The following is a 26,206-nucleotide window of genomic DNA, read 5'->3' on the forward strand; positions in this document are numbered from 1 at the left end:
AAACTCGTGGTTGCGGTCTGGTTCAGCGGTTTATGTCGTAAGCAGATAATATTCGCCATCTTGTTCAGTCAATTGGTATCTTTTTAAGGGTTCACCGAGACAAGGGCCAGAGACACAGGCACCTGAAGTCGGGTTAAATTGGGCGCTATGGAATTGGCACTCAATTAAAGAAAAAGAGTCATCAAAGCAATGGAAACTGTCATTCGCGAGACGTTTGTGTAGGTGCGGGCAGCTATTTTCATAAAGGTAGCATTGACTCTCAAACTTGAGGGCTAAGATGTGCGTTGCATCAACCGTGAAGGTCAGGCTTTGTTCATTCGATAATGACTGAATTTTTTCGATTTGTTGTTCGCTTAGCTGCAGCACAGAAACTTCACCCTTTGCATGTTTGTGAGGGTAAAGTGTATCGACTTAGCAAAGAAACGCCTATTGTTTTGTCGCTTGATTGCCGTCCTTTAGTTGGGCCTTTATACTCCGCCCTATGACTAAAAAAACCTCCACCGCTCAGAAAAAAACCACTTCGAATCGTCGTTCTGGGACCCGAAAACGGTCACCAAAACGTCCGTCTTTGTTACGTAAACTCCTGAAATGGCTTGTTTTGTTAGCCCTGCTGGCAAGTATTCCGTTTGCTATTTGGCTTTGGTGGTTAGATAAGCAGGTGGTGGCGCGTTTTGAGGGACAGAAGTGGCAAGTGCCGTCCGAAGTCTTCAGTGCGCCTCTGGTGTTGCAGGATGGTGCGCCTTGGCGCAAGCAGGATTTGGAGGCGGTGCTGTCGGAGTACGGATATCGCTTTGGTAAAAACAGCCAGAAGGTCGGTTGGGCCGCCCGCAGCCAAGCTAAGGTCAGTGCCCATCTACGTGATTACACCGATCATACGGGTTACCATCCGGCTTCGCGCCGAGTGTTTTCGTTTGCCAATGGTTTGCTACAAATCCAGGATGTGTCTGGTAAGCGTTATCGCACAGCGGTACTAGAGCCGCAAAAAATTGGTTACTTGTACGGTGGTAATACTGAAAACCGTGACATCCTTGTTTACGAGCAAATCCCCAAAAGCTTAATCGATATTTTAACGGCCACCGAAGACCGAGATTTCTTCGAGCACTTTGGTATCTCATTAACGGGTATCGCCCGTGCTGCATTTGTTAACCTCTCATCAGGGAGTCGCCGTCAGGGCGGTTCCACACTGACTCAACAGCTGGTTAAGAATATGTTCTTAACTTCAGAGCGAACCTATAGCCGTAAAGTCACCGAGGTCTTTATGGCGTTATTGCTGGAGTATCGTTACAGCAAAGAGCAAATCATCACCGCTTACGTCAACGAAGTGTATCTGGCGCAAGAAGGCGACAGTGCCTTGCATGGTTTTGCCGCCGCCAGCGAATATTTCTACGGGCGTCCTTTAAATGAGTTAAACCTCGATGAACAGGCGTTGCTTGTGGGGATGGTGAAAGGCCCGTCGTTATACAACCCTCGACGTAACCCTGAGCGTGCGCTACAGCGCCGTAATGTGGTGTTGGACTTGTTGTTTGAACAAGGTCGTTTGACGCAACCTCAAGTGGTCGCATTAAAAAAGCAGCCACTGCGCATTGCTACCGAGGGCAAGCGCCGCTCCGCTTACGGGGATTATCTAGATCTTGTCTCGATGCAGCTTGAGCGTGACTTTGATCAGGACGCGTTAGCGACGAAAAACCTTAAAATCTACACCGCCTTGGATATTCGTGCGCAAAGGGCTGCTCTGGACGCTATGCACGATCGTGTTGCGCAATTAGTGAAACAACGCAGTGGCTTAAAAGGGCTACAGGGAGCAATGGTGGTCACCGATCGCCATACAGGGCAAGTGCGTGCGGTAGTGGGTTCATCTGATAAGTTATACAGTGGCTTCAATCGCGCCTTGGGTGCGGTGCGTCCGATTGGTTCGTTGGCGAAACCGCCAATTTATCTGACCGCGATCGCCTCTGGGCGTTATACATGGTGGGACCGTCTTAAAGATGAGCCGAAGCGCTTTAAAGTGGGTAACTCAGTATGGGAGCCGCAAAACTATAGTCGCTCAGCCCATGGCGAAGTGCATATGTACGAAGCGCTGGCTAAGTCCTATAACTTAGCGACCATTGATTTGGCTAATTCATTAGGCTTTGATCGCGTGGCGCAGACGTTACGCGACCTAGGTGTTAAACGACCTTTTACTATGTATCCTTCGGTGGCTTTGGGGTCATTAGAGCTGTCGCCATTTGAGGTAGCCCGTTTATATCAACCTTTGGCTTCAACTGGCGAGAGTTCAGAGCTAGGTGTCGTTCTGTCGGTGATGGATCAGAATGGTAAAATGTTGAAACGCTTTGATCAAAGTAGTGAAGTACCTTTTACCAAGCAAGCGTTGTCGGTGACCTTGGCGGGGATGACCAAGTCGCCAGAAATCGGTACGGCGCAAGCGGCACAAGCGCAATTGCCTTGGTTACGATTTGCAGCCAAAACCGGAACCACCAACGATCAGCGCGACAGTTGGTTTGTGGGCATTACGGATGATTTTTTGAGTACGATTTGGCTTGGGCAAGATGATAACTCGCCAATGAACATTACCGGGAGTTCTGGGGCGCAATGGGTGTGGATTGATTTCGCTAAAGCCTTACCACAGCGCTCTTTGCCTAAAGCATTGCCTGAGGGGGCTGGTTATTATCAAGTGACCTTGGATGATTTTGAAATTGCAGCAGATCGCTGTAGTGACAAAGTAGAGTTACCTTTTATCGAAGGGACGCAACCACAGTCATCGACCTCTTGTCTCTGGCCATTTTAGAAAAAGCTGAACAAATGGGTTAAACACAGATTTGTAATTATCTGATATATATGGTTTTCTTTGCTGATTGTGTAAATTGTTGTATGTTTTTGTAAAGCTTGTGTCCGGGTGGTTTAACGAAGTGGTTAAGTGCTGATGATGAGAATAAATTCTAAAATAATAGGCGCAATCAAGGTGATGACGGCACCCCTTTTGGTATTGGGAGCACTTGCAAACCCTTTTACATACGCTTCGGCTGCCCAAGAGCCGCAAGAGTGCACCTCTTTGCTTGCGACAGGTAACCCTGAATACCCTCCCTTTCTATGGCGTGCTGAGCAGGGCGATGCGCTGCATGGTGCTGTCGCCAATTTGATGGCGAAGCTGAGTGATAAAATCGGTTTGCCGATTGAGACGCTCTATGTGGGACCATGGTCGCGATCGCAGCAGGAAGTACGTAGTGGCCGTGTGGATCTGATGGCGGGCGCATTTTACACCTCCGAGCGTGCGGAATATATGGAGTACTTCACACCGGCGATGATGTTTACTAAAAGCGTGGTGTGGCAATCGAATGTCGCGCCCTTTGAATACCAAAGTTGGAATGACTTAGTTGGGCGTTGGGGGGTGACTGTGATCAATAACAGTTTCGGCCAAGAATTTGATGCCTTTGCTAAGCAAAACTTGAATCTCCTCAGTGTGGCCAGCTTAGAGCAAGCGTTGGCAATGTTGGGCGCTGGCCGAGCGGATTACGTGCTGTATGAACGCAGTCCAGGTATAGCGTATGTTCAAAAGCTAGGACTTGATGCGGTGCGTTATGTAGAACCCGCTATCAGTAGTGAAGGATTATTCCTAACCATTTCAAAAATGTCCGCTTGTAACACACCTGAGATCAAACAGAAAATTGCGACGGCCTTGAGGGATCTGGTCGCGGAAGGTGAATCGCAAACGGCTTTGATTGATGCGCTAGCCGAGTGGCGAACTCCTACAGGATTAGAATGAAGCATTCGTGCATTGATGAACGAAAAAGCCGAAGCAATTTGCTTCGGCTTTTTCGTATCCAGAATCAGTTAAGTAGCGATTGGTACAGCTGAATCCATTGTTCGGTCACTCGTTCCCAGCTGTGGTCTTGCGACATGGCTTGGATCTGCAATGTGCGCCAAGTGGTTGCGTTGCCAAAGGCTTCTAAAGAGCGTTCGATGGCAGCCTGCAAATCCTCGACGGTAGCATGATTAAAGACAAAGCCATTGGCATTATGGCCTGCCTCAAACACGGTATCTGCCAACCCGCCTGTGTGACGCACGATAGGCAGTGTGCCGTACTTCAATGCATACAATTGTGTTAGACCACAAGGCTCAAAGCGTGATGGAATCAAGAGGGCATCCACGCCTGCTTGCAGACGGTGCGAATAGGCTTCATCGTAGCCAATACGAATGGCAACTTGCTCTGGATAGCGTTCTTGCAAGGCAAGGTATTGCTTCTCTAGCGACTTATCCCCTGACCCCAGCAGTATCAGCATAGCGCCGCGTTTCAGAGCAGGCTCAATCGCCACTGGGATTAAATCCAAGCCTTTCTGTTCGGTCAAACGACTGACCACACCAAATACCAGTGCGTGAGCGTTCTCCGGTAGGTTGTTTTCACGTTGTAGGGCTAATTTATTCTGCAGTTTTAAATCGATGCTGTGCAGGTCGTAATGGGTGTGGATAAATGGATCAATGCTCGGCGACCATTCGTTGTAATCCACACCGTTTAGAATGCCTGATAGCTTATAGCTAGCTGAGCGTAACGTGCCATCCAAACCATCTCCGTATTCCGGTGTTAAGATTTCTCTCGCGTAAGTTGGGCTTACCGTGGTAATTGCATTGGCATACACCAATCCAGCTTTCAAGGCCGAGTAGCGACCATAAAACTCCATGCCGTGAAGCGACAGCAGGTCGTGAGGTAAGCGTACCTTATCAAATTGGTCCAATGGGAAGCTGCCGTTGTAACGCAGGTTATGAACCGTGGTCACGATTGGGGGATGGTTTAAGCGCCATGCCGCCAGATAAGCCGCTGCAAATCCTGTCTGCCAATCATTCAAGTGTAAAATGTCTGGTTGCCAGCCAATTAGTCTGCCATGTTGAGTAATCATGGCGCACACCCAAGAGAAGGCCGCAAAGCGCACGTCGTTATCGCCAAAGTCATGGCCGTATTGATCTAGATAAGGGCCTGCTTCACGTTCAAATAAGCCTTGGCATTGCACTAAATAAATTGGCGTATGAGACTCAGGTAGGTGGGTTTCCAGCAGAATTAAGTCGCCCGTACCAAAAGGATTACCAAAATTTATCGAACTTTTGACCGGGGCCAATTTTTCGAGGATACCTCGATAAGCTGGCATGATAAGTTTAACGTCAATATCTTTTTTTCGTAGTGCAATGGGTAAGGCGCCTGCAACATCTGCAAGACCGCCGGTTTTAATTAGAGGGTGAATTTCAGATGCTGCAAACAGGACTTTCATAATTTTGATTTCGTATTGATTTAGTAATATGACCAGAGTATACCTAATTAAAGCCTAATATAGTCTGGGACTTGGATAAAAAAATTAAGGGTGATATATGGATTTAAATGCTGCGCGTATGAGTACTCTCTCGCTAATTTTAGCTGGGGGAAGAGGGTCTCGTTTGAAACAATTGACCGACCATCGTTCCAAGCCGGCGGTGCCTATTGCTGGTAAGTACAAGATCATCGACTTTCCTCTGTCAAACTGCATCAACTCTGGGATGAGAAAAATTGCCGTGCTCACCCAATACCGTTCTCATACGTTAAATCAACACGTCCAACGTGGTTGGAACTTTTTACGTTCTGATTTCAATGAATTTATTGAATTATGGCCTGCGCAGCAACAAACAGGTGAAGATTGGTACCGCGGTACCGCGGATGCGGTGTACCAAAACTTCAAAATGATTGATGAGCTAAACAGCGAATACATTTTAATATTGGCGGGTGATCACGTATATCGTCAAGATTATAGTGTCATGCTACAAGAGCATATCGAGAATAATGCCGATGTGACGGTGGCTTGTATTGAAGTACCGGTAAAAGAAGCGGATCAATTCGGTATTATGCATGTCGATGAAGAAGACAATATTATTGCCTTCGAGGAAAAACCGGCCAATCCGCCGACCATGCCTGGTAACCCAGAGGTTTCGTTGGCAAGCATGGGTATTTATATTTTTAGCACCAAATTCCTACGTGATAACTTAATGAATGATGCCAAGGACTGCGAGTCGAGCCATGATTTTGGTAAGGACTTGATTCCCATGTTTGTCGGCCGTTCAAAAATCAAAGCGCACCATTTTGCTAAAAGCTGCATTCCAAACGACAGCTACCCAGACAAGCCGTATTGGCGTGATGTAGGTACCCTAACTGCCTACTGGGAATCCAATATGGACCTGACCAAATTGGTGCCTGAATTGGATCTGTACGATGAGTCATGGCCAATTCGTACTACTCATTATCAGCGCCCAGCCGCGAAGTTTAACTACAACTACGAAGAGCGTATTGGGACGGCGCTTAACTCTGTGGTGTCGGCAGGTTGTATCGTGTCTGGCTCTACGGTGGAGCAGTCGATTCTGTTTAATAACGTGCGCGTCAATTCTTATTCGTATGTGAAAAATAGTGTCATTTTGCCTCGCTGTGATATCGGCCGTTACTGTCAGCTAACCAATGTGGTGGTGGATTCGGATACGAATATTCCGCCAAACACCATCATCGGTGAAGATCCTGTGGCGGATGCGGAACGTTTCTATCGTAATGAAGATGGCATAGTGCTCGTTACACAAGCCATGATTGATGCCTTACCTAAAGAAGACGCTTAATACAGCAAGCGTTTTCTAAACCAAGTTGAAAGCCCTATTTATTAGGGCTTTTTTCTTTTTGAGGGGATGAGAACAGCGGTTGCACGAAGTAGCCTTTGCTTTCTAATTCATGCACCACACTTTTCGGACCGCTAAGATGCAGTGCGCCAATCACGACAAAGGTGGTGCTTGAGCCACTAGGGGACTGTCCTAAATAAATGCTGATGACATCGGCCATGCGTTGGTTGCGATGGTCCAGCAGGGCTTCCATCATCGGCTTAAGTTGCGGTGTATCGAGCACATCTTGATAAACAAATTGATACAGGCCATCCGGATCCGCTTGGCGCCAATACTCGGTCATTTGCGCCATATAATCGTCATCCTCCATTTGCTCAAGGCTGGTAGTGAGCATGGCAAGCTGAGCGTTGAACGGGGCGTCGGCAATGGCGCTAATTTGTTGTTCAAGGCTTTCTATTTCAAGAATCGGCAGGTTGCGTTGTTTCGCTTGTTTGAGAAAATTTAAATCAATGCCGTATTCTGCTTGAAAGTCTGAATCCTTGAGCTGGGCTTGAGTCAATTGCTCGACCAGCATCCAAGGGCGTATGTGCAGTAAACGCTGATAGTCTGTGCCATTCTCTTGCGCGAAGTCTTTCAGCTTTTGTAACTGGCCTTGCGTCAAATAGTGATCGAGTGTAACGCCCTGTGGTAGCCACATTTTTGATTGCACTAAGCGTGAGGATTTATAAGGGTCGAGATTGTCGGGGTCTAGTTCCACCGCTAAGCGGTCTGCGCTGGCAAAAGCTGTCTGATAGGCTTCTGGTAATGGATAGAAGTCTGGTGTGAGGGCGTGAATAGAGCCGACTAGATATACCGTAGCGCCTTGGTTTTGCACTTTCCACATGAAAGGTTGGTAAGAAGATGCGATTGCCGACGCTTGGGCTATGACAAGCAGCGCGATAACGATAAACTTTGAGAATAAGTTGTGAAGGCGCATAGGATGTATCTACCTAATGTCACAAATGAGTGCAGGATTATCCCCGAAGCTTGTGGATAACCCATGTAGAGACTATGTGATAACTCTCTCAAAGCCTTATTTTCTCTGCTTTGAGTCGGTTTAGTATATTAATTCTTCAGTCACATAAAAATCATGCTCCAAAATGAGTGGTTGGAGCCAGAATGATCAAACAGAGGATCGAATTATGTTTACCGGTATTGTCCAAGGTATGGCGGAAGTGGTTTCCTGTCAAGAGAATGGTCGCAACCTTATTCTTGAAGTGAAATTCCCTCAGGGCATTATGTTGCAACAACAGTTAGGTGCCAGTGTAGCGATCAATGGTGTGTGTTTGACCGTTGCTAAGATTGAAGGTGATGTGCTGACCTTTGATGTGATCGACACCACCTTGAACTTAACCAACATTGGCAAGTTGCAGCCAGGGACACAGGTGAACTTCGAGCGTGCGGCGCGCATGGGCGATGAGGTCGGTGGTCACGTGATGTCAGGTCATATCATGACCACGGTAACGGTGCGTCAGATTGAGCGTATCGACGAAAGCTTCCATATTCGTTTTGCGGTAGATCTCGCCAACCCTGAGGTGGATGCGCGTCGTTACCTGTTTGACAAAGGCTACGTAGGCTTAAATGGTGCGAGTTTGACGATTAGTGCCATTGGCGATGATTGGATTGAAGTGTCTCTGATCCCTGAAACCTTGCGTCTCACCACCTTTGGCCTATTGCAAAGCGGCGATTTAGTGAATCTAGAGATCGACGCACATACTCAAGCGACCGTGGATACGGTAGAGCGCGTACTAAAACAGCGCGGTATTGTTCTGCCCTAATGTAAATAACAGGGATATGGCGTGAAAGCACTGAAATAAATGGAGTCTATGCCTGAATTTCGGTAGAATGCGCGCCATATTTTGCCTTGAGAACCTGTTTATAAGTCATTTATTACAAGTTTGGTGGATTTTGCCGAACTCTTTGGCTGTGTCTAGCATGTAGTGGACTTATCAACCGTTGCTCTTATAAATCGCTTTTTAAGTGTGAGTTTAAAGTGTCGAACAATCTAAAGCACATCCGAAATTTCTCTATCATCGCCCACATTGACCATGGTAAGTCGACTTTGGCTGACCGTTTCATCCAAAAATGTGAAGGTCTGTCAGAGCGTGAAATGGCCAACCAAGTGTTGGACTCAATGGACATCGAGCGTGAGCGTGGTATCACCATCAAGGCACAGAGTGTGACCCTTGATTACCATGCCCAAGACGGCAATACCTATCAACTTAACTTTATCGATACCCCAGGACACGTTGACTTCTCATACGAAGTATCACGTTCTCTAGCGGCCTGTGAGGGTGCATTGTTGGTGGTCGACGCAGCGCAGGGCGTGGAAGCACAGTCCGTTGCAAACTGTTACACAGCAATCGAGCAGGGGCTTGAAGTAATGCCGGTTTTGAACAAAATCGACTTGCCGCAAGCGGAGCCAATTCGTGTGGCTGCTGAGATTGAAGAAATCATCGGTATTGATGCGACGGATGCGGTGACTTGTTCTGCGAAAACAGGCTTGGGTGTTGACGATGTGCTTGAGCGCTTGGTTGCAACCATTCCTGCGCCAGAAGGTGATACCGAAGCACCGCTGCAAGCCTTGATTATCGACTCTTGGTTCGATAACTACTTGGGTGTTGTGTCTTTGGTGCGTATCAAACAAGGTACGCTACGTAAGAAAGACAAGATTTTCATCAAGTCGACGAAACAATCTTACCCAGTGGATAACATTGGTATCTTTACACCAAAACGTAAAGAGACCGGTGTTCTAAAAGCGGGTGAAGTAGGTTATGTGGTCGCGGGTATCAAGGATATCCATGGTGCACCAGTGGGTGACACCATTACTCACATTGCAACCCAAGACGTGGCGCCACTGGCTGGTTTCCAAAAGGTAAAACCACAGGTTTACGCGGGTCTATTCCCGGTCAGTTCCGATGATTACGAAGACTTCCGTGAAGCGCTAGATAAGCTAACGCTAAACGATGCGTCCTTGTTCTTCGAGCCAGAAACTTCTGATGCATTAGGCTTTGGTTTCCGTTGTGGCTTCCTTGGTATGCTGCACATGGAGATCATTCAAGAGCGTCTAGAGCGTGAATACGATCTTGATCTGATCACCACTGCGCCGACGGTAGTTTACGAAGTGGAACTAAACAACGGTGACGTGATCAACGTAGACAGCCCGTCGAAGATGCCGGATCCAGGTACTGTGCGCAACATGCGTGAGCCGATTGTTGAGGCTAACATTCTAGTACCGCAAGATTACCTAGGTAACGTGATTTCATTGTGTGTGGAAAAACGTGGTATCCAAAAAGACATGCAATACGTGGGTAGCCAAGTGCAACTACGTTACCACCTACCGATGAACGAAGTGGTTCTAGACTTCTTCGACCGTCTGAAGTCTTGTAGTCGTGGTTTTGCGTCGTTGGATTACTCTTTCCACCACTTTGAAGAAGCGCCATTGGTGCGTTTGGATATCTTGATCAACGGTGAGCGTGTCGATGCCTTGGCTTTGATCATGCACCGCGACAACGTACAAACCAAAGGTCGTGCATTGTGTGAAAAGATGAAAGACCTGATTCCACGTCAGATGTTTGACGTGGCGATCCAAGGTGCGGTTGGTGCCAAAGTTATTGCTCGTACTACGGTCAAAGCACTGCGTAAAAACGTAACCGCGAAGTGTTACGGTGGTGACGTGAGCCGTAAGAAGAAACTGCTACAGAAGCAGAAAGAAGGTAAAAAACGTATGAAGCAGGTCGGTAACGTTGAGGTACCGCAAAGCGCGTTCTTAGCGGTTCTAAAAGTAGACAGCTAAGACGGAAATGATAAGGGCCGCATGCATGTGCGGCTCTTTTACTTGGAGAAGTAGTATGGATTTTGATTTCGAGTTGATCTTGGCTGTGGCCTTTGTGGTGACCTTCGCGGCTTGGTTGTATGACCGCCTTGTGTTTGCCCCAAAACGCAAACAAATCCTTCAGCAAATGGCGCCTGAAGCGGCATTGCGATTGGATAAGAATGCAAAGCTAAGGTTGGCAGATACGCCTAAATGGTTATTGGAAGTCAAATCTTACTTTGTCATCATTGCCGTGATCTTCGGTTTGCGCTCGTTTGTCGCAGAACCGTTCCAGATTCCATCAGGATCCATGTTGCCAACTTTAGAAATTGGCGATTTCATCCTAGTGAACAAAATGGATTACGGCTTGCGTTTACCGGTGTTGAATACCACTCTGATTGAAACAACAGAGCCTAAACGTGGCGATGTGGTAGTGTTCAAATACCCTGAAAACCCAAGCCTTAACTACATTAAGCGCATGATTGGTTTACCAGGTGATGTGATCAGTTACCACAACAAGCGTTTGATGGTGAATGGTAAGCTGATGGATGAAGAGTTACTGGCGGAATTGCCAGTGTCTAAGAATCCAAGCCGTGAGCCAGTGGCAGTGTTTGAAGAAAATTTAGACGGTGTTGCCCATCAGGTTTACAAGAGCTACCGCCGCAATCCACTAGAAGGGGATTGGGTGGTGCCAGAAGGCCATTACTTTGTCATGGGTGATAACCGTGATAACAGTGCAGATAGCCGCGTATGGGGCTTTGTGCCAGAAGAAAACTTAAAAGGTCGTGCCTTTTATGTTTGGCTGCACTGGGATGAATTTTTCAGTCTCCCAAGTATTAAGAATAACGGTTTAATTGAATAATAATTTTTGGAGAAATTTTGAGCTCTCTTTATGAAAAACTGTGTCGGCGCATAGGTTACTTTTTTGCCGACCTTGGGCTGCTTGAGTTGGCGTTGACCCACCGTAGTTATGGTGGGAAAAACAACGAACGATTGGAATTTTTGGGCGACTCGATCTTAAATTATGTGATCGCAGAAGACCTATTTCATCGTTTTCCAAAAGCCAAAGAAGGCGAGTTAAGCCGACTGCGTGCGTCCCTTGTAAAAGGTGACACCTTGGCCGAGTTAGCTCGTGAGTTCCAATTAGGGGACTTTTTGAAACTGGGTGCGGGCGAATTAAAGAGTGGCGGTTTCCGTCGTGATTCGATTCTGGCCGACGCAGTGGAAGGCATTATCGGCGCGATTTACCTAGATGCCGGTATGGATGTATGTCGTCAGCACATTTTGGAGTGGTACAAAGAGCGTCTTAATGCAACATCACTAAAAGTGGTCACCAAAGACGCTAAAACACGTTTGCAAGAGTTCCTACAAGCGCGCAAGCATTCTCTGCCTCAGTACGAAGTAGTAGATATTGTCGGCGAGCCTCATGCACAAACGTTTTTTGTCCACTGCCAAATTGAGTTGTTCGATGCGCCAATCGAAGGTAAAGGCAGTAGTCGACGAATCGCTGAGCAAAATGCTGCAGCCAAAGCGCTTAAAGAGCTGGAAAAGAACTAAATGCATCACGAAGAAGAGTATCAAGAGATTACGCACTGTGGTTTTGTGGCGATCGTGGGTCGCCCAAATGTGGGTAAATCCACCCTAATGAACCATATCCTCGGCCAAAAGCTGTCGATTACATCGCGTAAGCCGCAAACCACTCGTGATCAGATTTTGGGTGTGCAGACTAAAGGTCACATCCAAACGATCTACGTAGATACCCCTGGACTACACAAAGGTCAGGATAAAGCCATTAACCGCTACATGAACCGTACCGCTAACCAAGCATTGAAAGATGTCGATGTGGTGCTATTTGTGATCGATGCGGAACGCTGGACAGACGAAGACGATAACGTATTGGCGAAAGTTCGCCATGCGGATTGTCCAGTGGTGTTGGTGGTGAACAAGGTCGACAAGCTGGAAGAAAAAGACGAGCTATTGCCACGTATGATGGTGTTGTCAGAAAAAATGGACTTTGCGCAAATCGTGCCGATTTCGGCATTGCGTAATAAGAACCTTGATCGTCTAGAAACCCTGGTAGAAAGCTACATTCCTGAAGGTGTGCAGTATTACCCAGAAGATCAAATTACCAACCGTAGTTCGCGCTTCCTAGCGGCGGAAATCGTACGTGAGAAAATCACACGTCAGCTTGGTCAAGAAGTACCTTACGAAGTGGCGGTACAGATCGAAGAGTTCGTCTATGAAGGCACGACCATTCATATCAGTGCTTTGATTCTGGTTGAGCGTGATGGTCAGAAGCGCATCATCATTGGTGATAAGGGCTCCAAGATTAAGCTGATTGGTAAAGAAGCGCGTATCGACATGGAGAATCTGTTCCAGCAGAAAGTCATGTTGAACCTATGGGTGAAAGTGCGTTCTGGCTGGTCCGATGATGAGCGTGCCTTGGCCAGTTTAGGTTACCAAGACGATTAATCTGTGCGCGTCCAAGGCTACGTCATACACACACGTCCATTTCAGGATGACAAGGTCTTAGTCGACTTGTTGACCCAAGAAGCGGGCTTGGTGCGTGGCGTTTGGCGCAAAAAATCCAAAGAGGCTCGGGTATCCCCCGGGTCTTTTTTGTTGCTGGAATTCGAGCTGGCTGGCCGTGCCGAGCTAAAAACCATCCGCTCCGCTGAAGCCTTGGAAGCGCCCGTATTGCTGCAGGGAACCGCGCTTTACAGCGCCTTTTATGTGCATGAGCTGATTGAACGTCTATTGCCTGTGGGGCTGCCGTTTGAGCCCTTGTACATTCTGTATCGCTGGTTAATTACCCATTTGGCTGGGGAAGCCCCTGTGGCCCCTTTGTTAAGGCGCTTTGAGCTTGGGTTATTTGAAGAGCTTGGGATTCAGGTCAACATGCGTGCCACGAGCAGGGGTGAAGCGCTTGAGGCGAAGCAGCTGTATCAATTGCACTCCAAGTTTGGTTTGCGTCCCTATTATGGCGAGCAACCCAAGGTGAAACCGATCGTCTATCTAGATGGTACGGCGGCCTTAGCCTATGCTGAAGGGCGTTGGGATAATCGCCATGTGTTGGGCTTAGCCAAAGAGCTGCATCGGGCATGGCTGGATCAAGCCTTAGGTGCCAAACCGTTGAAGTCCCGCTCTCTGTTGCCAAGCAAGCCCTATGATGGGGAGCGCTTATGGCAGGTGCCGTTATTTAAGTTATCAGACAAAGTTTAAGAAGCCTTTATGATTATTGGTATTGGAACGGATATTGTTGAGATAGAGCGTATTGCGTCTTCGATTGAGCGCTTGGGTGAGCGTTTTGTGAACCGTATCCTAACGCCTTCCGAGCGTGAACAATTTGCCCAATTGAACCCGCAGCGAGCGGCGTCGTTTCTCGCGAAACGCTTCGCGGCGAAAGAAGCCGCTGTTAAAGCCTTAGGCACAGGGATTGGTTCGGGGGTGAGCTTTCAGCATTTTACCGTGGTTAATCTGCCATCCGGTAAGCCGGTCTTAGAAGTGGATGAAAGCATTCAAGCCATGCTTGAACGCCCAGTCAAATGGCATCTTAGTTTGTCGGATGAGCTGCAGTTTGCGTTGGCATTTGTGACCCTTGAGGCCACGGAATAAGTGTTTGAGCGTTTTCTAAACGCTCTAAACTGCTCATAAAGTCTTCAAACACTTCTTCGACTTCATCAAGCCCCAGCTCTTTTAAGTGAGTTTCTAAAAAGTTCGCATGTTTGGTGAGCTCAATGGTGCCAGAGTATTTGCTGGCGCCGTGTATACGATGCACGGTGGCGATCAACTTTTCCAGATCACGATTTTCAAAATGATGGATCAATAAGCGTCGATCTTCGCTGAGAGATTGCATCAACATGTCAAACAGGTCTCGCGCGGCTTGGGCACGGTTGCCGGCCATGGACAGTGCCTTATCCAGATCGAATACCTCGGACAGAACTTCTTCCACCTGACTGGTAAGGTTCTTGTTCGTAGTACACCATTCACTCAAGGTATTCAGTAGAGTTTCTTCATTGATTGGCTTGGTCAGATACGCATTCATACCACTGGATAAAATGGATTGCTGCTCTTGTGCTAGAGCATGTGCTGTTAAGGCGATGATCGGCGTGTTTTGATAGCCCTCGATTTGACGCAGGTGCTTGGTAGCTTCCATGCCGTCCATCTGTGGCATTTGGATGTCCATAAGAATCAAATCAAAGTGTTGCTGTATCGCCATATCAATCGCTTGCTGACCGGAGTAGGCCAAGCTTAAGTGAATCTGGTGTGGTTCCAACCAATGTCCTAGCAATTGTAAGTTGATCGCGGTGTCATCGACTGCCAGCATATGCAAACCGGCCAGATGTTGCCAAGCGTTACTGTCCTCAGGAGAAGGTGTCAGTGACGTGGTAGTTTGTGCGTTTGGCTGATTTAGATTGCGTAGGGCACTGTACAGTCGTTTCAACGAAATAGGCTTTTGTGCCAAATGCGATGCCAATTGGTATTGTTGAGCATGTAAGGCCAAGTGGCTAGAGGGCTTAGCAAGTACAATTGACGGTAATTGATAGCGTTGCGACAGGTAATGGGTCAGCTCGGCCGCTTCTTCGGCATCGGTTTGTTTGATGCCAGTGCAGATTAACGCCGCTTGGTAAGTTTTCTCTGTGCTGTGTAATGACGCCATAAATTGCTCGACCGAGCTGGTAAAGTTATAGCTCACGGATAACTGTGTTAAGCAGTTGCTGAGGTATTCGCGATAGTTACTGCCTGGCTCGTAAATGATGACATGCTGATTGAGAGGCGGCAGGGTCTCACTGGTTTTGCTTGAACTTTGTAGGCGAATATTGAAGTAGAAGTTGGAGCCTCGCTCGAGTTCGCTGTTGACGCCGATGTTGCCGCCCATTTGTTCGATCAGCTTTTTGGTGATCACTAGCCCTAAACCGGTACCAGCATAGCTTCGGGTGTGGCTGGAGTCTACCTGAGAAAATGGTTTAAACAGCTGGCTCAGTTTTTCGTTGGGGATGCCGCAGCCGGTGTCGACGACTTCGATGCGTATATCGAGATCAGTGGCAGATAATGGGGTGCAGCTGGCAAAGACTTGTATCGAGCCTTTTTGGGTGAATTTGATCGCATTACCCACCAAGTTATTGAGGATTTGGCGTAAGCGAGTCTTATCCCCCTTGACCCAATCCGGCAGGTTGCTGTTGAAATTGGGGATCAAGTCGATGTCTTTGGTTTCGCTGAAGGGGGTGGACGCCAACGAGTGCAGCACATCGTCGATGGTGTCCTTGATATTAAAGTCTTCTCGGTCGAGTACCACCATCTTGCCTGCTTCAATTTTTGAGAAGTCGAGGATGTTGCCAATGGTCGTCAGTAGATCATTGGTGGATTGCGAAATGGTATCAACGTAGACCTGTTGTTGAGGGCACAGATTGTCTTTTTGCAACAAGTTGCTATAGCCCAAAATAGCGTTGAGCGGGGTGCGAACCTCGTGGGAAATATTGGCTAAGAACTGGGTTTTTAAGCGGTTTGATTCCATCGCCTCTTTATTGGCGATATGCAGCTGAGCGCTTTTTTCTTCCAGCAACACGGCGTTCTCACGAGTTTCTTTGGTTATCTGATTGATCTCGTTTTCTAGCTCGGTGCGATAGTTCTTGAGTCGTTCAGAGATGTAATTCAGCGCTTCTCGAGTTTTTTGTAAATAACTCGGTAAGCGAATGGCGTTGGCTTTTTCATAATCACCACTGGTAATCAGAGCCAAGCTATCGGTGATATTTAGCCATGGCGCGGCGATACGTAAAGCATAGCGCCAGCAAACAAAAGCGCTGATCAGTGCAGCAATGAAAAAGTAGCCCAGAACGGACAGAGCAATGGTGATGTTGCCAAGCTGGAGACGTTGGGTGCTGGAATTAACTTGTATCCAGCCAAGAAGTTCCTGTTGCGGCGCTTTGGATAGGCCAATGGCATCCGCGAGAATAGTGCTGTTGGGCTCTAGAAAAGGTGTGTCCGTTAAGTTGTTTTGGCTAAGGTTGGCGTAGTAAATGGGCGCGCTAGTGACGTAATGGTCCACTTCATCAAGATAGTAGCTCTGCACCTTGCTCGACAGGGTGTCCTTTGAGTCATGGATTTGCCCGACACTGTCAATCAAATCGCCTTGGCTATTGAAGTAACTGACCCCGACAATATCCTGTTGACGTAATAAGCTGTGAATATTGCTGCTGATCAGGTTGCGGTCATTAAAGAGTAGAGCGTATTCACTGGAATTGGCGGTTTGTTCGGCTTGATAGCGGTTGATGTACTCGAATTGAGCTTTGCTATCAAAGATTTCTACCAGATAGATAATGATAGAGGTAGAGATCAGAATACCGAGAACAGGAAGAAAAATGGCTTTCCATAATTTAATTTGTAGGGCTGAGCTACTGGATGAGCGCATTTTTCATTTCCTATTTCTCTACAAGAAGTTTAGTAACAAGCTATGTTACCTTTACTCTTACGGCGATCGCATTCCCGTTCGTAGTTTTCGCAAGCAAGAACTTTGGTTCTTGATGGGTTGCTGATAGTTTTACATTCACGCCATTTTTGACGAAGTTCGGCATCTGGGATATCCGCAGAGGCGCCACCGCCAAACATATCGCAACCAGAAAGTACCAAGGTGGCAAGCAAGGCGCTGATTACAAGGGGCTTTTGCATAGTCTGTCACTCCTAGTGCAACATTATGGACCTAAATTTATAACAAGTTTGTATTTTATTCTGAACTGGATGTGCATTCTAATACGTTCTGGTAAAAAAGCGTAAACCATTAATTTATATAATATCTCAAGTGTCTGAGTTTATGATCGAATATCCAACTATTGAATCTATTATAGGCAATACGCCTGTAGTTAAGTTACAGCGACTGAATCCTAACCCTAGCAATACCATCTTATTAAAGCTTGAAGGGCAAAACCCAGCAGGCTCGGTGAAAGATCGTCCTGCACTGAATATGATCGCTCAGGCCGAATTACGTGGCGATATCAAGCCAGGCGATAGCCTTATTGAAGCCACCAGTGGCAACACTGGGATTGCCTTAGCCATGGCTGCGGCGATCAAGGGTTACGAAATGCACCTGATTATGCCGGACAACATGAGCCAAGAGCGCAAATCGGCAATGTCCGCTTATGGCGCGATCCTGCATTTGGTGAGCAAAGAAGAGGGCATGGAGCGTGCTCGTGACCTAGCTTTGGAAATGCAAGCTGAAGGCAAGGGCATAGTTTTGAACCAATTTGGTAACCAAGACAATCCGAGTGCCCACTATGTTTCCACGGGACCAGAAATTTGGCAGCAGACGCAAGGCCAAGTGACGCACTTTGTTAGCTCAATGGGCACTACGGGAACCATTATGGGGATTTCTCGTTACCTAAAAGAGCAAAATCCAGCGATTGAAATCATCGGTCTGCAGCCATCTGAAGGCAGTAGTATTCCGGGTATCCGCCGTTGGCCAAAAGAGTACCTTCCGACCATCTTTGACGAAAAGCGCGTTGATCGTGTGATGGACGTGGATCAAGAGGATGCAGAAGTGATTATGCGTCGCTTGGCCAAAGAAGAGGGCATCTTCTGTGGCGTGTCTTCGGGTGGCGCTGTGAGTGCCGCCTTAGAATTGTCAGAGCAAGTGAACAACGCGACCATTGTTGTGATCATTTGCGACCGCGGTGATCGTTACCTGTCTACTGGCGTGTTTAACGCCGTGTAAAATCCAAGGCTTACCCTAGGTCGTCGAGTTCGAATAAGGTATCATCTGCACATTATTTCTTTGTCAGAGACGTTACCTTGAAACACCGATCGAATCGTCGAACTCGACCCTCTCAGGATAAGCCTATCTCTTCCCCTATCCGCACTTTGACCATTGAGAATACCACTCATGAAGGGCATGGTGTGGCGCGCGAGAATGGTAAAGTAACCTTTGTTGAAGGTGCCCTTGCGGGTGAGCAAGTCGAAGTCCGCCTTATTAAAGAAGGTCGCCAATTCAACCAAGCCGTTACCCTTAAACGTTTGCAAGACAGCCCTGTACGTGTGGCGCCGCCATGCCCTCATTTTGAGCAATGTGGTGGCTGTCAGCTACAACATCTGGATGTAGCGGCTCAGCGTGATCTGAAAGTAGACTGGTTAAAAGGGCAATTTCGTAAGTTGGCATTGCCGGATGAAATGAGCCGCTTGGAAGGCAAAGACTTCGGTTACCGTCGTCGGGCACGCATTTCTGTGTTTGTGAAAAATAATCAGGCGCAAATCGGTTTTCGTGCCAAATCCTCTAATAACATTGTTGATATTGAACAGTGCCAAGTTTTGGAACCGTCTTTGCAAGCGGTTTATCAAGCTTTGCGTGAGCAACTGTTGGCGTCGCCATTAGTGGCTAAGCTGGGGCATATTGAGCTGTTGCTAGACGATCAAGGCGTTTGCGTCGTGTTGCGCCAATCCCGTGAGATAGCGAAACAGGACCAGCAGGCACTTAATGATTGGGCGCAAACGCAGAAGGTCACCTTGTTATGGCAAGCACCAGAGCAGAAAAAAGTTGCAATCGACTCACCGCGCCACTACACCATAGATGGCTTAGCATTGAACTTTCACCCACAGGACTTTATCCAAGTGAATGCTGAAATCAACCAAGCCATGGTGGAACAGGCTATGAATTGGTTGTCGCTTTCCCAGGAAGACGTGGTGTTAGACCTCTTTTGTGGTGCTGGTAACTTCTCTTTGCCGTTGGCAAAACGAGCAGGGCGTGTGTTAGCGGTGGAAGCAATTGAGTCCATGGTGGAAATGGGGCAAAGTAATGCGGCGCAAGCGCAATTAGAGAATTTAGAATTCTTGGCGGCAGATCTTACACAAGCACCGCCGAATCAATTGAAGAAAGCAAAAATCAGCAAAGCATTGTTAGACCCACCACGGGCCGGTGCGTTTGAGTTTTTGCCAACCTTAGTGCGTTTGAAACCGCAACAAATTTTGTATGTTTCTTGCAACGCTTCTACCTTGGCGAGGGACGCCGAGTACTTGGTTGAAAATGGATTTCGTGTGACCAAGGTGTGCATGATGGACATGTTCCCGCACACCTCGCACGTTGAAGCAATGATGTTATTGCAGAAATAAGTTGTTACCAGAAGGGTAGTTATATGGTTACGGTAAGAAAGGATCACCCTGTTTTAGCAGACGGTAGTGTCGACATCGATGCATGGATGTCGCAGTTTGCGGACAAAGTCGATGACGCAAGTCGTGTGCCTCTTAGAATGGCCTGTGAATTGGCAAGGCAAGCGGAAGCTGCATCCGGGCGATCCTCTTATTGGGGACCACAGGCCAGTACTTTCCGTGCTGGTTTAGAGATGGTGGAAATCTTGGCTGGTTTTCGTGCCGACCAAGATTCCTTGATCGCCGCTGCTCTGTATCGCGTGGTCCGTGAAGACCAGCTGGTGCTGTCTAAAGTCAGTGACATGTTTGGTCGTAAAGTGGCGTCCTTGATCGAAGGCGTGATTCGCATGGGCGAAGTGTCTAAGAACCTGTCTAAAGACACCACCGCAGAGGTACTTGGCAGCCACGAAAACCAGCTTGAATCCCTACGTAAGATGCTGGTGTCGATCATCGACGATGTACGTGTGGTATTGATTAAACTGGCAGAGCGCGCCTGCGCTATCAAAGAAGCCAAACATCAAAGTGACGAGCGCAAAGAGTCCGTTGCCCTTGAAGTGCAAAGCGTGTACGCGCCTTTAGCGCACCGTCTAGGCATTGGTCACATCAAGTGGGAGCTTGAAGACCTATCGTTCCGCTACTTATATCCAAGTGAATACAAACGTATCGCTAAGTTATTGGACGAGAAGCGTCTTGATCGTCAGCAGTTTATTGACGATGTGATTAACGTTCTCAAAGAGCGTATGGAAGCCATCAATATCCACGCGGATGTCAATGGCCGAGCCAAGCACATCTACAGTATCTGGCGCAAAATGCGTCGTAAGAACATCCCGTTTGATGAAGTTTATGATGTGCGTGCGGTGCGCATCCTCGTGGATGAGCCAATGCAGTGTTACGGCGTACTTGGCATTGTCCATAACTTGTGGAAACCGATTCCGCAGGAGTTCGACGACTACATCAGTAACCCGAAATCCAACGGCTATCAGTCTCTGCATACGGCCGTCGTGGGGCCGCAAGGTCGCGTGCTAGAAATTCAAATTCGTACCCACAAAATGCACGAAGACGCCGAGCTTGGCGTCTGCGCCCACTGGAAATATAAGGGCACGGATTTAAGTTCAAACAGCTCGAGCTACGAAGAGAAATTGCAGTGGCTACGCACCATTCTCGACTTCCATGAAGTGCAAGGGGATCTTGAATCCTTGAGCGAGCAAGTCATGAATGATATCGAGCAGGATCGTATTTACGTGTTCACACCCGATGGTCACGTGGTCGATCTACCGGTTAATGCCACGCCCGTGGATTTTGCTTACCGCGTACATACGGAAATCGGTCACCGTTGTCGTGGAGCTAAGGTCAATGGCAAGATCATTTCGCTGGTTACGCACCTGAAAACGGGCGACAAGGTGGAGATTTTGACCACCAAAGATGGCGGTCCAAGTCGTGATTGGTTGCATCCAACTCTAGGCTACGTCAATACCAACCGTGCGCGAGCGAAAATTCAAAGCTGGTTTAGACGTGAAGATCGTGAGAAGAACCTCGAAGCCGGTCGCAATGTGTTGGACAAGCAGCTGAAACGTTTGGGTATCGAAGACAATAAATTGGACTACGATGCCATCGCCGAGCGTTTCAACTTCATCAGTGGTGAAGATGTCTATGTATCGTTAGGGGCGGGGGATATTCAGCTGTCACGTGTATTACGTGTGATTGATGATATCCATGGTTTGGATGGTGAACCAACGCCACGTCCGATTCGCTTGAAGAAAAGTCGCCATAAATCCTCTGATAATGACATCCATATCCAGGGGGTGGGCAAGTTATTGACGCAAATGGCAAAGTGCTGTTCGCCCATTCCAGGCGATGATATCGTCGGCTACATCACCCAAGGTCGTGGCGTGTCGATTCATCGTCAAGACTGTATCAATGCGGCACAGCTTCAGTTAGAAGAACCAGAGCGAATGGTGCAAGTGAGTTGGGGCGAAGAGGTGGATAACCTCTATCCCGTGAACATCCGCGTACAAGCGTATGATCGAACGGGTCTGCTGAACGACATCACCTCACTGTTGGCAAATGAGAAAGTAAACTTGCTTTCGATGAATACCTTATCCGCCAAAGCCGATCACACGGCGGCGATTCGTTTTACCATCGAAGTCAGTGAAATCAGTGCGCTATCACGTTTGCTGCATCGTATTAATCAACTGCCAAACGTTCTGGATGTATTCCGGGAGCGCGACAATTGAAGTACAGCCTAAATGACTTGCTCGCATTGATGACCATGTTGCGTGATAAACAATATGGTTGTCCTTGGGATCAGAAACAGAGTTTTGCCACGATTGCGCCCTACACCCTAGAAGAAGCGTACGAGGTGATGGATGCGATCATTCGCGGTGATCGCAGTGATTTGAAAGACGAACTGGGCGACTTGTTGTTCCAGGTTGTGTTTCACGCACAAATGGCCAGCGAAGAAAATGCGTTTAATTTCTCCGATGTGGTGCAGACGATTGTAGAAAAAATGCTACGTCGTCATCCACATGTGTTTCCCGATGGTACATTTGACAGTTATGCCAGCCCCAATCCGCTTTCGGAACAAGAGATTGGTGAACAATGGCAACTGATTAAGGCACAGGAAAAGCAAGCCAAGGGAAGACCTGAGCAAGGCCTACTGGATTCAGTACCCAACAGTATGTCCGTGCTCAGCCAAGCGGTGAAATTGCAAAAGCAAGCAGGCAAAGTGGGCTTTGATTGGCAAGATGTCAAACCAGTGTTCGCTAAAATTCGTGAAGAGTTGGATGAACTAGAAGAAGCCATTGAACACTTATCTCACGCTGAGGCGGAAGCCGAATTGGGCGATATTTTGTTCGCGGTGGCGAATTTAGCGCGTCATTTGTCTATTTCGCCTGAGCAAGCCTTGATGCAGACTAATGTGAAGTTTCGCAGACGTTTTGCATTTATTGAAAGCGCATTATCAGAACAACAGAAAGCCCTGACGGATTGCTCGTTAGACGAGTTAGATCAGTTGTGGGAACTAGCTAAAGCCAACGGCTTATAAAAGTCAGACTCGCATAGCGGGCTTATATAGAGAACTAAGGAGACGTATTGTGACCGATCGTCAAGCCTCGTTACGAGAAAACGTACGGTTGTTAGGGGATTGCTTAGGGGAAACCATGAGCAATCATTTGGGCGAACGATTCTTAGAGACGGTTGAAAACATCCGCCGTCTATCCAAAGAAGGTCGTCAAAGTGGGGACTCTAGTGCCTTGATTGAAGCGTTAGAAGCGCTTGATGATCAGGATATTGTTCCGGTTGCACGCGCGTTTAACCAGTTCCTAAACCTTTCTAACATTGCCGAGCAGTACCACCGCGTACACCGTCGCCGTTCTAATGAGAGTAAGGGTATTTACAAAAACCCAATTGGTAACCTGCTTGGTCGTCTGCAAGCGCAGAATTTCAGTGCTGAGCAAATGGTTGAAGCACTGCGCAATCAAGCGATTGATCTAGTACTAACCGCTCACCCAACAGAAGTGGTGCGTCGTTCATTGATTCGTAAGTACGACAACATTTCTAGTGAATTAGAAGCGCTAGACAAAGACAACATTCTGCCACTTGAACAGCAGAAACACGTTCGTCGCTTGAGTGAAATTATTACTCAGGCATGGCACACGGATGAAATCCGTGCCGAGCGCCCAACGCCTGTTGACGAAGCGAAATGGGGCTTTGCCGTGATTGAACAATCACTGTGGCAAGCGGTGCCTCAGTTCTTCCGTCAATTGGATGAGCAGTTCAAACAATACACCGGTGAAGAGCGCCTGCCACTAGATCTAGCACCGATTCGTTTTGCTACCTGGATGGGCGGTGACCGTGACGGTAACCCAAATGTGACCCACACGGTAACCGAAGAAGTGGTGATCCTAGCTCGCTGGATGGCAGCGGACTTGTATCAGAAAGACCTACTCGAGTTGCGTGCCGAGTTCTCGATGGTTGACTGCAACCAAGCTCTGCGTGAGCGTGTTGGCGACAGCCCACAACCTTACCGTGAAGTGATTCGTAGTCTCGAACGTAAGGTTGAAAAGACCAAAGCTTGGGCCAAGGCTAAGCTAGACGGCGAAGCCGTGTCTGATGCCGGTATCATGCTGGATAGCAAAGAACTGATGGAAGACCTAATGCTGTGCTACCAGTCACTACTAGACTGTGGCATGAAGGTAATTGCCAACGGTTCGGTGCTGGACTTGATTCGTCGCGTGGCGACTTTCGGTATGACATTGGTACGTCTAGACGTGCGCCAAGATTCATCGAAACACATTGAAGCGCTATCTGCGATCACTCGTTTCTACGGTCTAGGGGATTACGCGGAATGGGACGAAGCGTCGCGTCAGGCATTCTTGCTAGCTGAGCTGAATTCTAAACGTCCGTTGATCCCGAATGACTGGCAACCTGAGCCAATGGTGGCTGAAGTACTGAGTACGTTTAAAACCATTGCGAATGGCTACCAGAACTCGTTTGGTTCCTATGTGATTTCCATGGCGAGCTCACCATCCGATGTGTTGGCGGTTGCTTTGCTACTGAAAGAGTCTGGCGTGAATTTCAACATGCGCATTGTGCCATTGTTTGAAACGCTAGCGGACTTGGATAACGCTGAACCAACCATTGAGCAGTTGTTCTCATTGCCTTGGTACAAGTCGTACATCAACGGCCACCAAGAAGTCATGATTGGTTACTCTGATTCTGCTAAAGATGCGGGTCAAATCGCAGCGACTTGGGGCCAATACCGTGCTCAAGAAGCGTTGACGAATCTATGTAATAAACACGGCGTACACCTGACCTTGTTCCATGGTCGCGGTGGTACCGTAGGACGTGGCGGCGGTCCAGCACACGTAGCTATCTTGTCGCAACCACCAGGCTCGGTACAAGGTTCTATCCGTGTCACAGAGCAGGGCGAAATGATCCGCTTTAAGTTTGGTGTGCCGGATATCGCGGTACGCTCGCTAGAGCTTTACTGTTCTGCGGTATTGGAATCTTCTTTGATCCCTGCAGAGGGTCCAAAACAAGATTGGCGCGCGCTAATGGACGAAATGGCGGAAGAAGGTATGAACCAATACCGCTCGATCGTACGTGGTCATGAAGATTTCGTGCCTTACTTCCGTGCGATCACGCCGGAGCAAGAGTTGGCGAAATTACCTCTAGGCTCGCGTCCTGCTCGTCGTCGTTCTGACGGTGGTGTAGAGAGCTTGCGTGCGATTCCTTGGATCTTTGCGTGGATGCAGATTCGTATGATGTTGCCGGCTTGGTTGGGTGCAGAAAGTGCGCTGCAGCAGAGTATTGATTCGGGCAATCTTGAGAAATTGCGCGAGATGCACAAAAACTGGCCATTCTTCAGTGCTTACCTAGACATGTTGGACATGGTGCTAGCGAAAGCTGAGCCAGAAATCGCGGAATACTACGAGAAGCGCCTAGTGTCTGCTGAGCTACAAGGCTTGGGTCATTTACTACGTCGCAAACTGGATCAAGTGCGCGAGTTAGTAAAAGAAATCAAACAACAAGAGCGCCTCATCGAAGACAACAAGACCATTCGTCAGTCGATCGATGTGCGTAACCCTTACATTGACCCATTGCATTACTTGCAAGCCGAGCTACTGCACCGTAGCCGTCTAGATGGTGACAACGTGGCGGTTAATAAGGCGTTGATGATTACCATGGCAGGTATTGCCAGCGGGATGCAAAATACAGGCTAACAAGGAAAGAACCCTAGTTAATAACTGATATAGCCTGTTCAAATTTAACAAAACAACAAGTTTGTTTGCAAAGTTTGGGCAGGCTTCGGTATTCTAGCGGCCTCAAAAATTATAATTAGCGAGTGAAGCGATATAATTTCGCTCTATGTTGTGCACGGTTTAAGCTATTTATTTGAGCGTGCTTCACTCGTATTGCCGATTTTACGCAGACTATTGGAGATCAATTATGCGAGTTATTTTGTTAGGAGCGCCAGGCGCAGGTAAGGGCACACAGGCTCAATTCATTACTGAAGAATTTGGTATTCCGCAAATTTCAACTGGCGACATGCTACGTGCAGCAGTAAAAGCGGGCACTGAGCTTGGCTTGAAAGCAAAAGCGGTTATGGATGCGGGTCAGCTTGTGTCTGATGACATCATTATCGGCTTGGTAAAAGAGCGTCTTCAAGAGGCTGACTGTGCAAACGGCGCTTTGTTCGACGGTTTCCCACGTACGATTCCACAAGCGGATGCTTTGAAAGAAGCGGGCGTGGCTATCGATTACGTAGTAGAAATCGACGTGGCAGACGAAGAAATCGTTCAGCGTATGAGTGGCCGTCGTGTTCACGAAGCGTCTGGCCGTACTTACCACGTGGTGTACAACCCACCTAAAGTGGCGGGTAAAGACGACGAAACTGGCGATGATCTAATTCAGCGTGCGGACGATACGGAAGAAACCGTGCGTAAACGTCTGTCTATTTACCACGATCAAACTGCGCCATTGATTGGTTACTACCAAGCTTGGCAACAAGAAGATGTGGCCACTGCACCTCAGTTCGTGAAAGTGAACGGTGTTGGCGATCTAAACGAAATCAAACAAGGCTTACTAGCAGCGCTTAAGGCTTAATGTCGC

Annotated in this window: 21 protein-coding genes; 16 read left to right on the forward strand and 5 right to left on the reverse strand. The window is 47.9% G+C overall.

The window, feature by feature from the left end; genetic code table 11:
- Positions 1 to 30: 30 nt before the first annotated feature.
- Positions 31 to 366 (reverse strand): Rieske (2Fe-2S) protein, encoded by a 336-nt coding sequence (locus ACOSVP_RS02130; RefSeq protein ID WP_487345860.1) that lies wholly within the window; start codon positions 364 to 366, stop codon positions 31 to 33.
- 202 nt (positions 367 to 568) lie between these two features.
- Between ACOSVP_RS02130 and mrcB the strand changes: the two genes are divergently transcribed.
- Both mrcB and ACOSVP_RS02140 read left to right on the forward strand, forming a co-directional pair.
- Entirely contained in the window at positions 569 to 2,785 is a 2,217-nt protein-coding gene (mrcB, locus tag ACOSVP_RS02135) for a penicillin-binding protein 1B (RefSeq protein WP_487345861.1), read from the forward strand.
- A 177-nt stretch (positions 2,786 to 2,962) separates the two neighbouring features.
- Positions 2,963 to 3,760: a substrate-binding periplasmic protein gene (locus ACOSVP_RS02140; protein WP_487345862.1), complete on the forward strand. Its 798-nt coding sequence runs from the start codon at positions 2,963 to 2,965 to the stop codon at positions 3,758 to 3,760.
- 64 nt (positions 3,761 to 3,824) lie between these two features.
- Here the strand turns inward: ACOSVP_RS02140 and glgA are convergent, their stop codons facing one another.
- On the reverse strand, positions 3,825 to 5,255 hold the full coding sequence (gene glgA / locus ACOSVP_RS02145) for a glycogen synthase GlgA (RefSeq protein WP_487345863.1): 1,431 nt from the start codon (positions 5,253 to 5,255) through the stop codon (positions 3,825 to 3,827).
- 97 nt (positions 5,256 to 5,352) lie between these two features.
- Here glgA and glgC point away from each other — a divergent pair, with 97 nt between their 5' ends.
- A complete protein-coding gene (gene glgC / locus ACOSVP_RS02150) occupies positions 5,353 to 6,615 on the forward strand; it encodes a glucose-1-phosphate adenylyltransferase (RefSeq protein WP_487345864.1) in 1,263 nt (420 codons plus the stop codon).
- Between the two features lie 34 nt (positions 6,616 to 6,649).
- Here the strand turns inward: glgC and ACOSVP_RS02155 are convergent, their stop codons facing one another.
- Positions 6,650 to 7,588 (reverse strand): TraB/GumN family protein, encoded by a 939-nt coding sequence (locus ACOSVP_RS02155; RefSeq protein ID WP_487345865.1) that lies wholly within the window; start codon positions 7,586 to 7,588, stop codon positions 6,650 to 6,652.
- 205 nt (positions 7,589 to 7,793) lie between these two features.
- On the opposite strand from ACOSVP_RS02155, the gene ACOSVP_RS02160 reads away from it, so the two are divergent.
- The 7 genes from ACOSVP_RS02160 (at position 7,794) to acpS (ending at position 14,080) form a co-directional block, all read left to right on the forward strand.
- On the forward strand, positions 7,794 to 8,429 hold the full coding sequence (locus ACOSVP_RS02160; protein ID WP_487345866.1) for a riboflavin synthase subunit alpha: 636 nt from the start codon (positions 7,794 to 7,796) through the stop codon (positions 8,427 to 8,429).
- Between the two features lie 215 nt (positions 8,430 to 8,644).
- A complete protein-coding gene (gene lepA, locus ACOSVP_RS02165) occupies positions 8,645 to 10,447 on the forward strand; it encodes a translation elongation factor 4 (RefSeq protein ID WP_487345867.1) in 1,803 nt (600 codons plus the stop codon).
- Between the two features lie 55 nt (positions 10,448 to 10,502).
- Entirely contained in the window at positions 10,503 to 11,327 is an 825-nt protein-coding gene (gene lepB / locus ACOSVP_RS02170) for a signal peptidase I (RefSeq protein WP_487345868.1), read from the forward strand.
- A 17-nt stretch (positions 11,328 to 11,344) separates the two neighbouring features.
- Complete coding sequence (rnc, locus tag ACOSVP_RS02175) at positions 11,345 to 12,022, forward strand: ribonuclease III (protein WP_067212199.1); 678 nt, start codon at positions 11,345 to 11,347, stop codon at positions 12,020 to 12,022.
- Positions 12,023 to 12,937: a GTPase Era gene (era, locus tag ACOSVP_RS02180; protein WP_487345869.1), complete on the forward strand. Its 915-nt coding sequence runs from the start codon at positions 12,023 to 12,025 to the stop codon at positions 12,935 to 12,937.
- A gap of 3 nt (positions 12,938 to 12,940) precedes the next feature.
- Positions 12,941 to 13,687 (forward strand): DNA repair protein RecO, encoded by a 747-nt coding sequence (gene recO / locus ACOSVP_RS02185; protein WP_487345870.1) that lies wholly within the window; start codon positions 12,941 to 12,943, stop codon positions 13,685 to 13,687.
- Between the two features lie 9 nt (positions 13,688 to 13,696).
- Complete coding sequence (gene acpS, locus ACOSVP_RS02190; RefSeq protein ID WP_487345871.1) at positions 13,697 to 14,080, forward strand: holo-ACP synthase; 384 nt, start codon at positions 13,697 to 13,699, stop codon at positions 14,078 to 14,080.
- Here the strand turns inward: acpS and ACOSVP_RS02195 are convergent.
- Both ACOSVP_RS02195 and ACOSVP_RS02200 read right to left on the reverse strand, forming a co-directional pair.
- Positions 14,019 to 16,874 (reverse strand): ATP-binding protein, encoded by a 2,856-nt coding sequence (locus ACOSVP_RS02195; protein WP_487345872.1) that lies wholly within the window; start codon positions 16,872 to 16,874, stop codon positions 14,019 to 14,021. The two genes, acpS and ACOSVP_RS02195, sit on opposite strands and share 62 nt — an antisense overlap.
- 29 nt (positions 16,875 to 16,903) lie before the next feature.
- Positions 16,904 to 17,131 carry a hypothetical protein gene (locus tag ACOSVP_RS02200; RefSeq protein ID WP_487345873.1) on the reverse strand — a complete coding sequence of 76 codons (228 nt, stop codon included), beginning with the start codon at positions 17,129 to 17,131 and terminating at the stop codon, positions 16,904 to 16,906.
- Positions 17,132 to 17,273: 142 nt separating this feature from the next.
- Between ACOSVP_RS02200 and cysM the strand changes: the two genes are divergently transcribed.
- From cysM to adk, 6 genes are all read left to right on the forward strand, one after another.
- Positions 17,274 to 18,170 carry a cysteine synthase CysM gene (cysM, locus tag ACOSVP_RS02205; protein ID WP_487345874.1) on the forward strand — a complete coding sequence of 299 codons (897 nt, stop codon included), beginning with the start codon at positions 17,274 to 17,276 and terminating at the stop codon, positions 18,168 to 18,170.
- Between the two features lie 77 nt (positions 18,171 to 18,247).
- Positions 18,248 to 19,558, forward strand: coding sequence for a 23S rRNA (uracil(1939)-C(5))-methyltransferase RlmD (gene rlmD / locus ACOSVP_RS02210; RefSeq protein WP_487345875.1), 1,311 nt, complete (start codon positions 18,248 to 18,250; stop codon positions 19,556 to 19,558).
- 23 nt (positions 19,559 to 19,581) lie between these two features.
- Positions 19,582 to 21,828, forward strand: a complete 2,247-nt coding sequence (gene relA, locus ACOSVP_RS02215) for a GTP diphosphokinase (protein WP_487345876.1) — start codon at positions 19,582 to 19,584, stop codon at positions 21,826 to 21,828.
- The gene (mazG, locus tag ACOSVP_RS02220; RefSeq protein ID WP_487345877.1) at positions 21,825 to 22,637 is read left to right on the forward strand and encodes a nucleoside triphosphate pyrophosphohydrolase; all 813 of its coding nucleotides are present in this window, start codon (positions 21,825 to 21,827) and stop codon (positions 22,635 to 22,637) included. The genes relA and mazG overlap by 4 nt, the downstream gene beginning before the upstream one ends.
- A gap of 49 nt (positions 22,638 to 22,686) precedes the next feature.
- Positions 22,687 to 25,317, forward strand: a complete 2,631-nt coding sequence (gene ppc, locus ACOSVP_RS02225; RefSeq protein WP_487345878.1) for a phosphoenolpyruvate carboxylase — start codon at positions 22,687 to 22,689, stop codon at positions 25,315 to 25,317.
- A 226-nt stretch (positions 25,318 to 25,543) separates the two neighbouring features.
- Complete coding sequence (gene adk, locus ACOSVP_RS02230; protein ID WP_487345879.1) at positions 25,544 to 26,200, forward strand: adenylate kinase; 657 nt, start codon at positions 25,544 to 25,546, stop codon at positions 26,198 to 26,200.
- Positions 26,201 to 26,206: the final 6 nt, after the last annotated feature.

Source organism: Marinomonas sp. HM11-D (genome assembly GCF_057626615.1).

Coding starts and splice junctions, on each gene's coding strand:
- ACOSVP_RS02155 (WP_487345865.1), bottom strand. CDS start 7,588: ATGCGCCTTCACAACTTATTCTCAAAGTTTATCGTTATCGCGCTGCTT.
- ACOSVP_RS02200 (WP_487345873.1), bottom strand. CDS start 17,131: ATGCAAAAGCCCCTTGTAATCAGCGCCTTGCTTGCCACCTTGGTACTT.
- ACOSVP_RS02160 (WP_487345866.1), top strand. CDS start 7,794: ATGTTTACCGGTATTGTCCAAGGTATGGCGGAAGTGGTTTCCTGTCAA.
- lepB (WP_487345868.1), top strand. CDS start 10,503: ATGGATTTTGATTTCGAGTTGATCTTGGCTGTGGCCTTTGTGGTGACC.
- ACOSVP_RS02195 (WP_487345872.1), bottom strand. CDS start 16,874: ATGCGCTCATCCAGTAGCTCAGCCCTACAAATTAAATTATGGAAAGCC.
- glgC (WP_487345864.1), top strand. CDS start 5,353: ATGGATTTAAATGCTGCGCGTATGAGTACTCTCTCGCTAATTTTAGCT.
- ACOSVP_RS02140 (WP_487345862.1), top strand. CDS start 2,963: ATGACGGCACCCCTTTTGGTATTGGGAGCACTTGCAAACCCTTTTACA.
- relA (WP_487345876.1), top strand. CDS start 19,582: ATGGTTACGGTAAGAAAGGATCACCCTGTTTTAGCAGACGGTAGTGTC.
- adk (WP_487345879.1), top strand. CDS start 25,544: ATGCGAGTTATTTTGTTAGGAGCGCCAGGCGCAGGTAAGGGCACACAG.
- cysM (WP_487345874.1), top strand. CDS start 17,274: ATGATCGAATATCCAACTATTGAATCTATTATAGGCAATACGCCTGTA.
- glgA (WP_487345863.1), bottom strand. CDS start 5,255: ATGAAAGTCCTGTTTGCAGCATCTGAAATTCACCCTCTAATTAAAACC.
- acpS (WP_487345871.1), top strand. CDS start 13,697: ATGATTATTGGTATTGGAACGGATATTGTTGAGATAGAGCGTATTGCG.
- era (WP_487345869.1), top strand. CDS start 12,023: ATGCATCACGAAGAAGAGTATCAAGAGATTACGCACTGTGGTTTTGTG.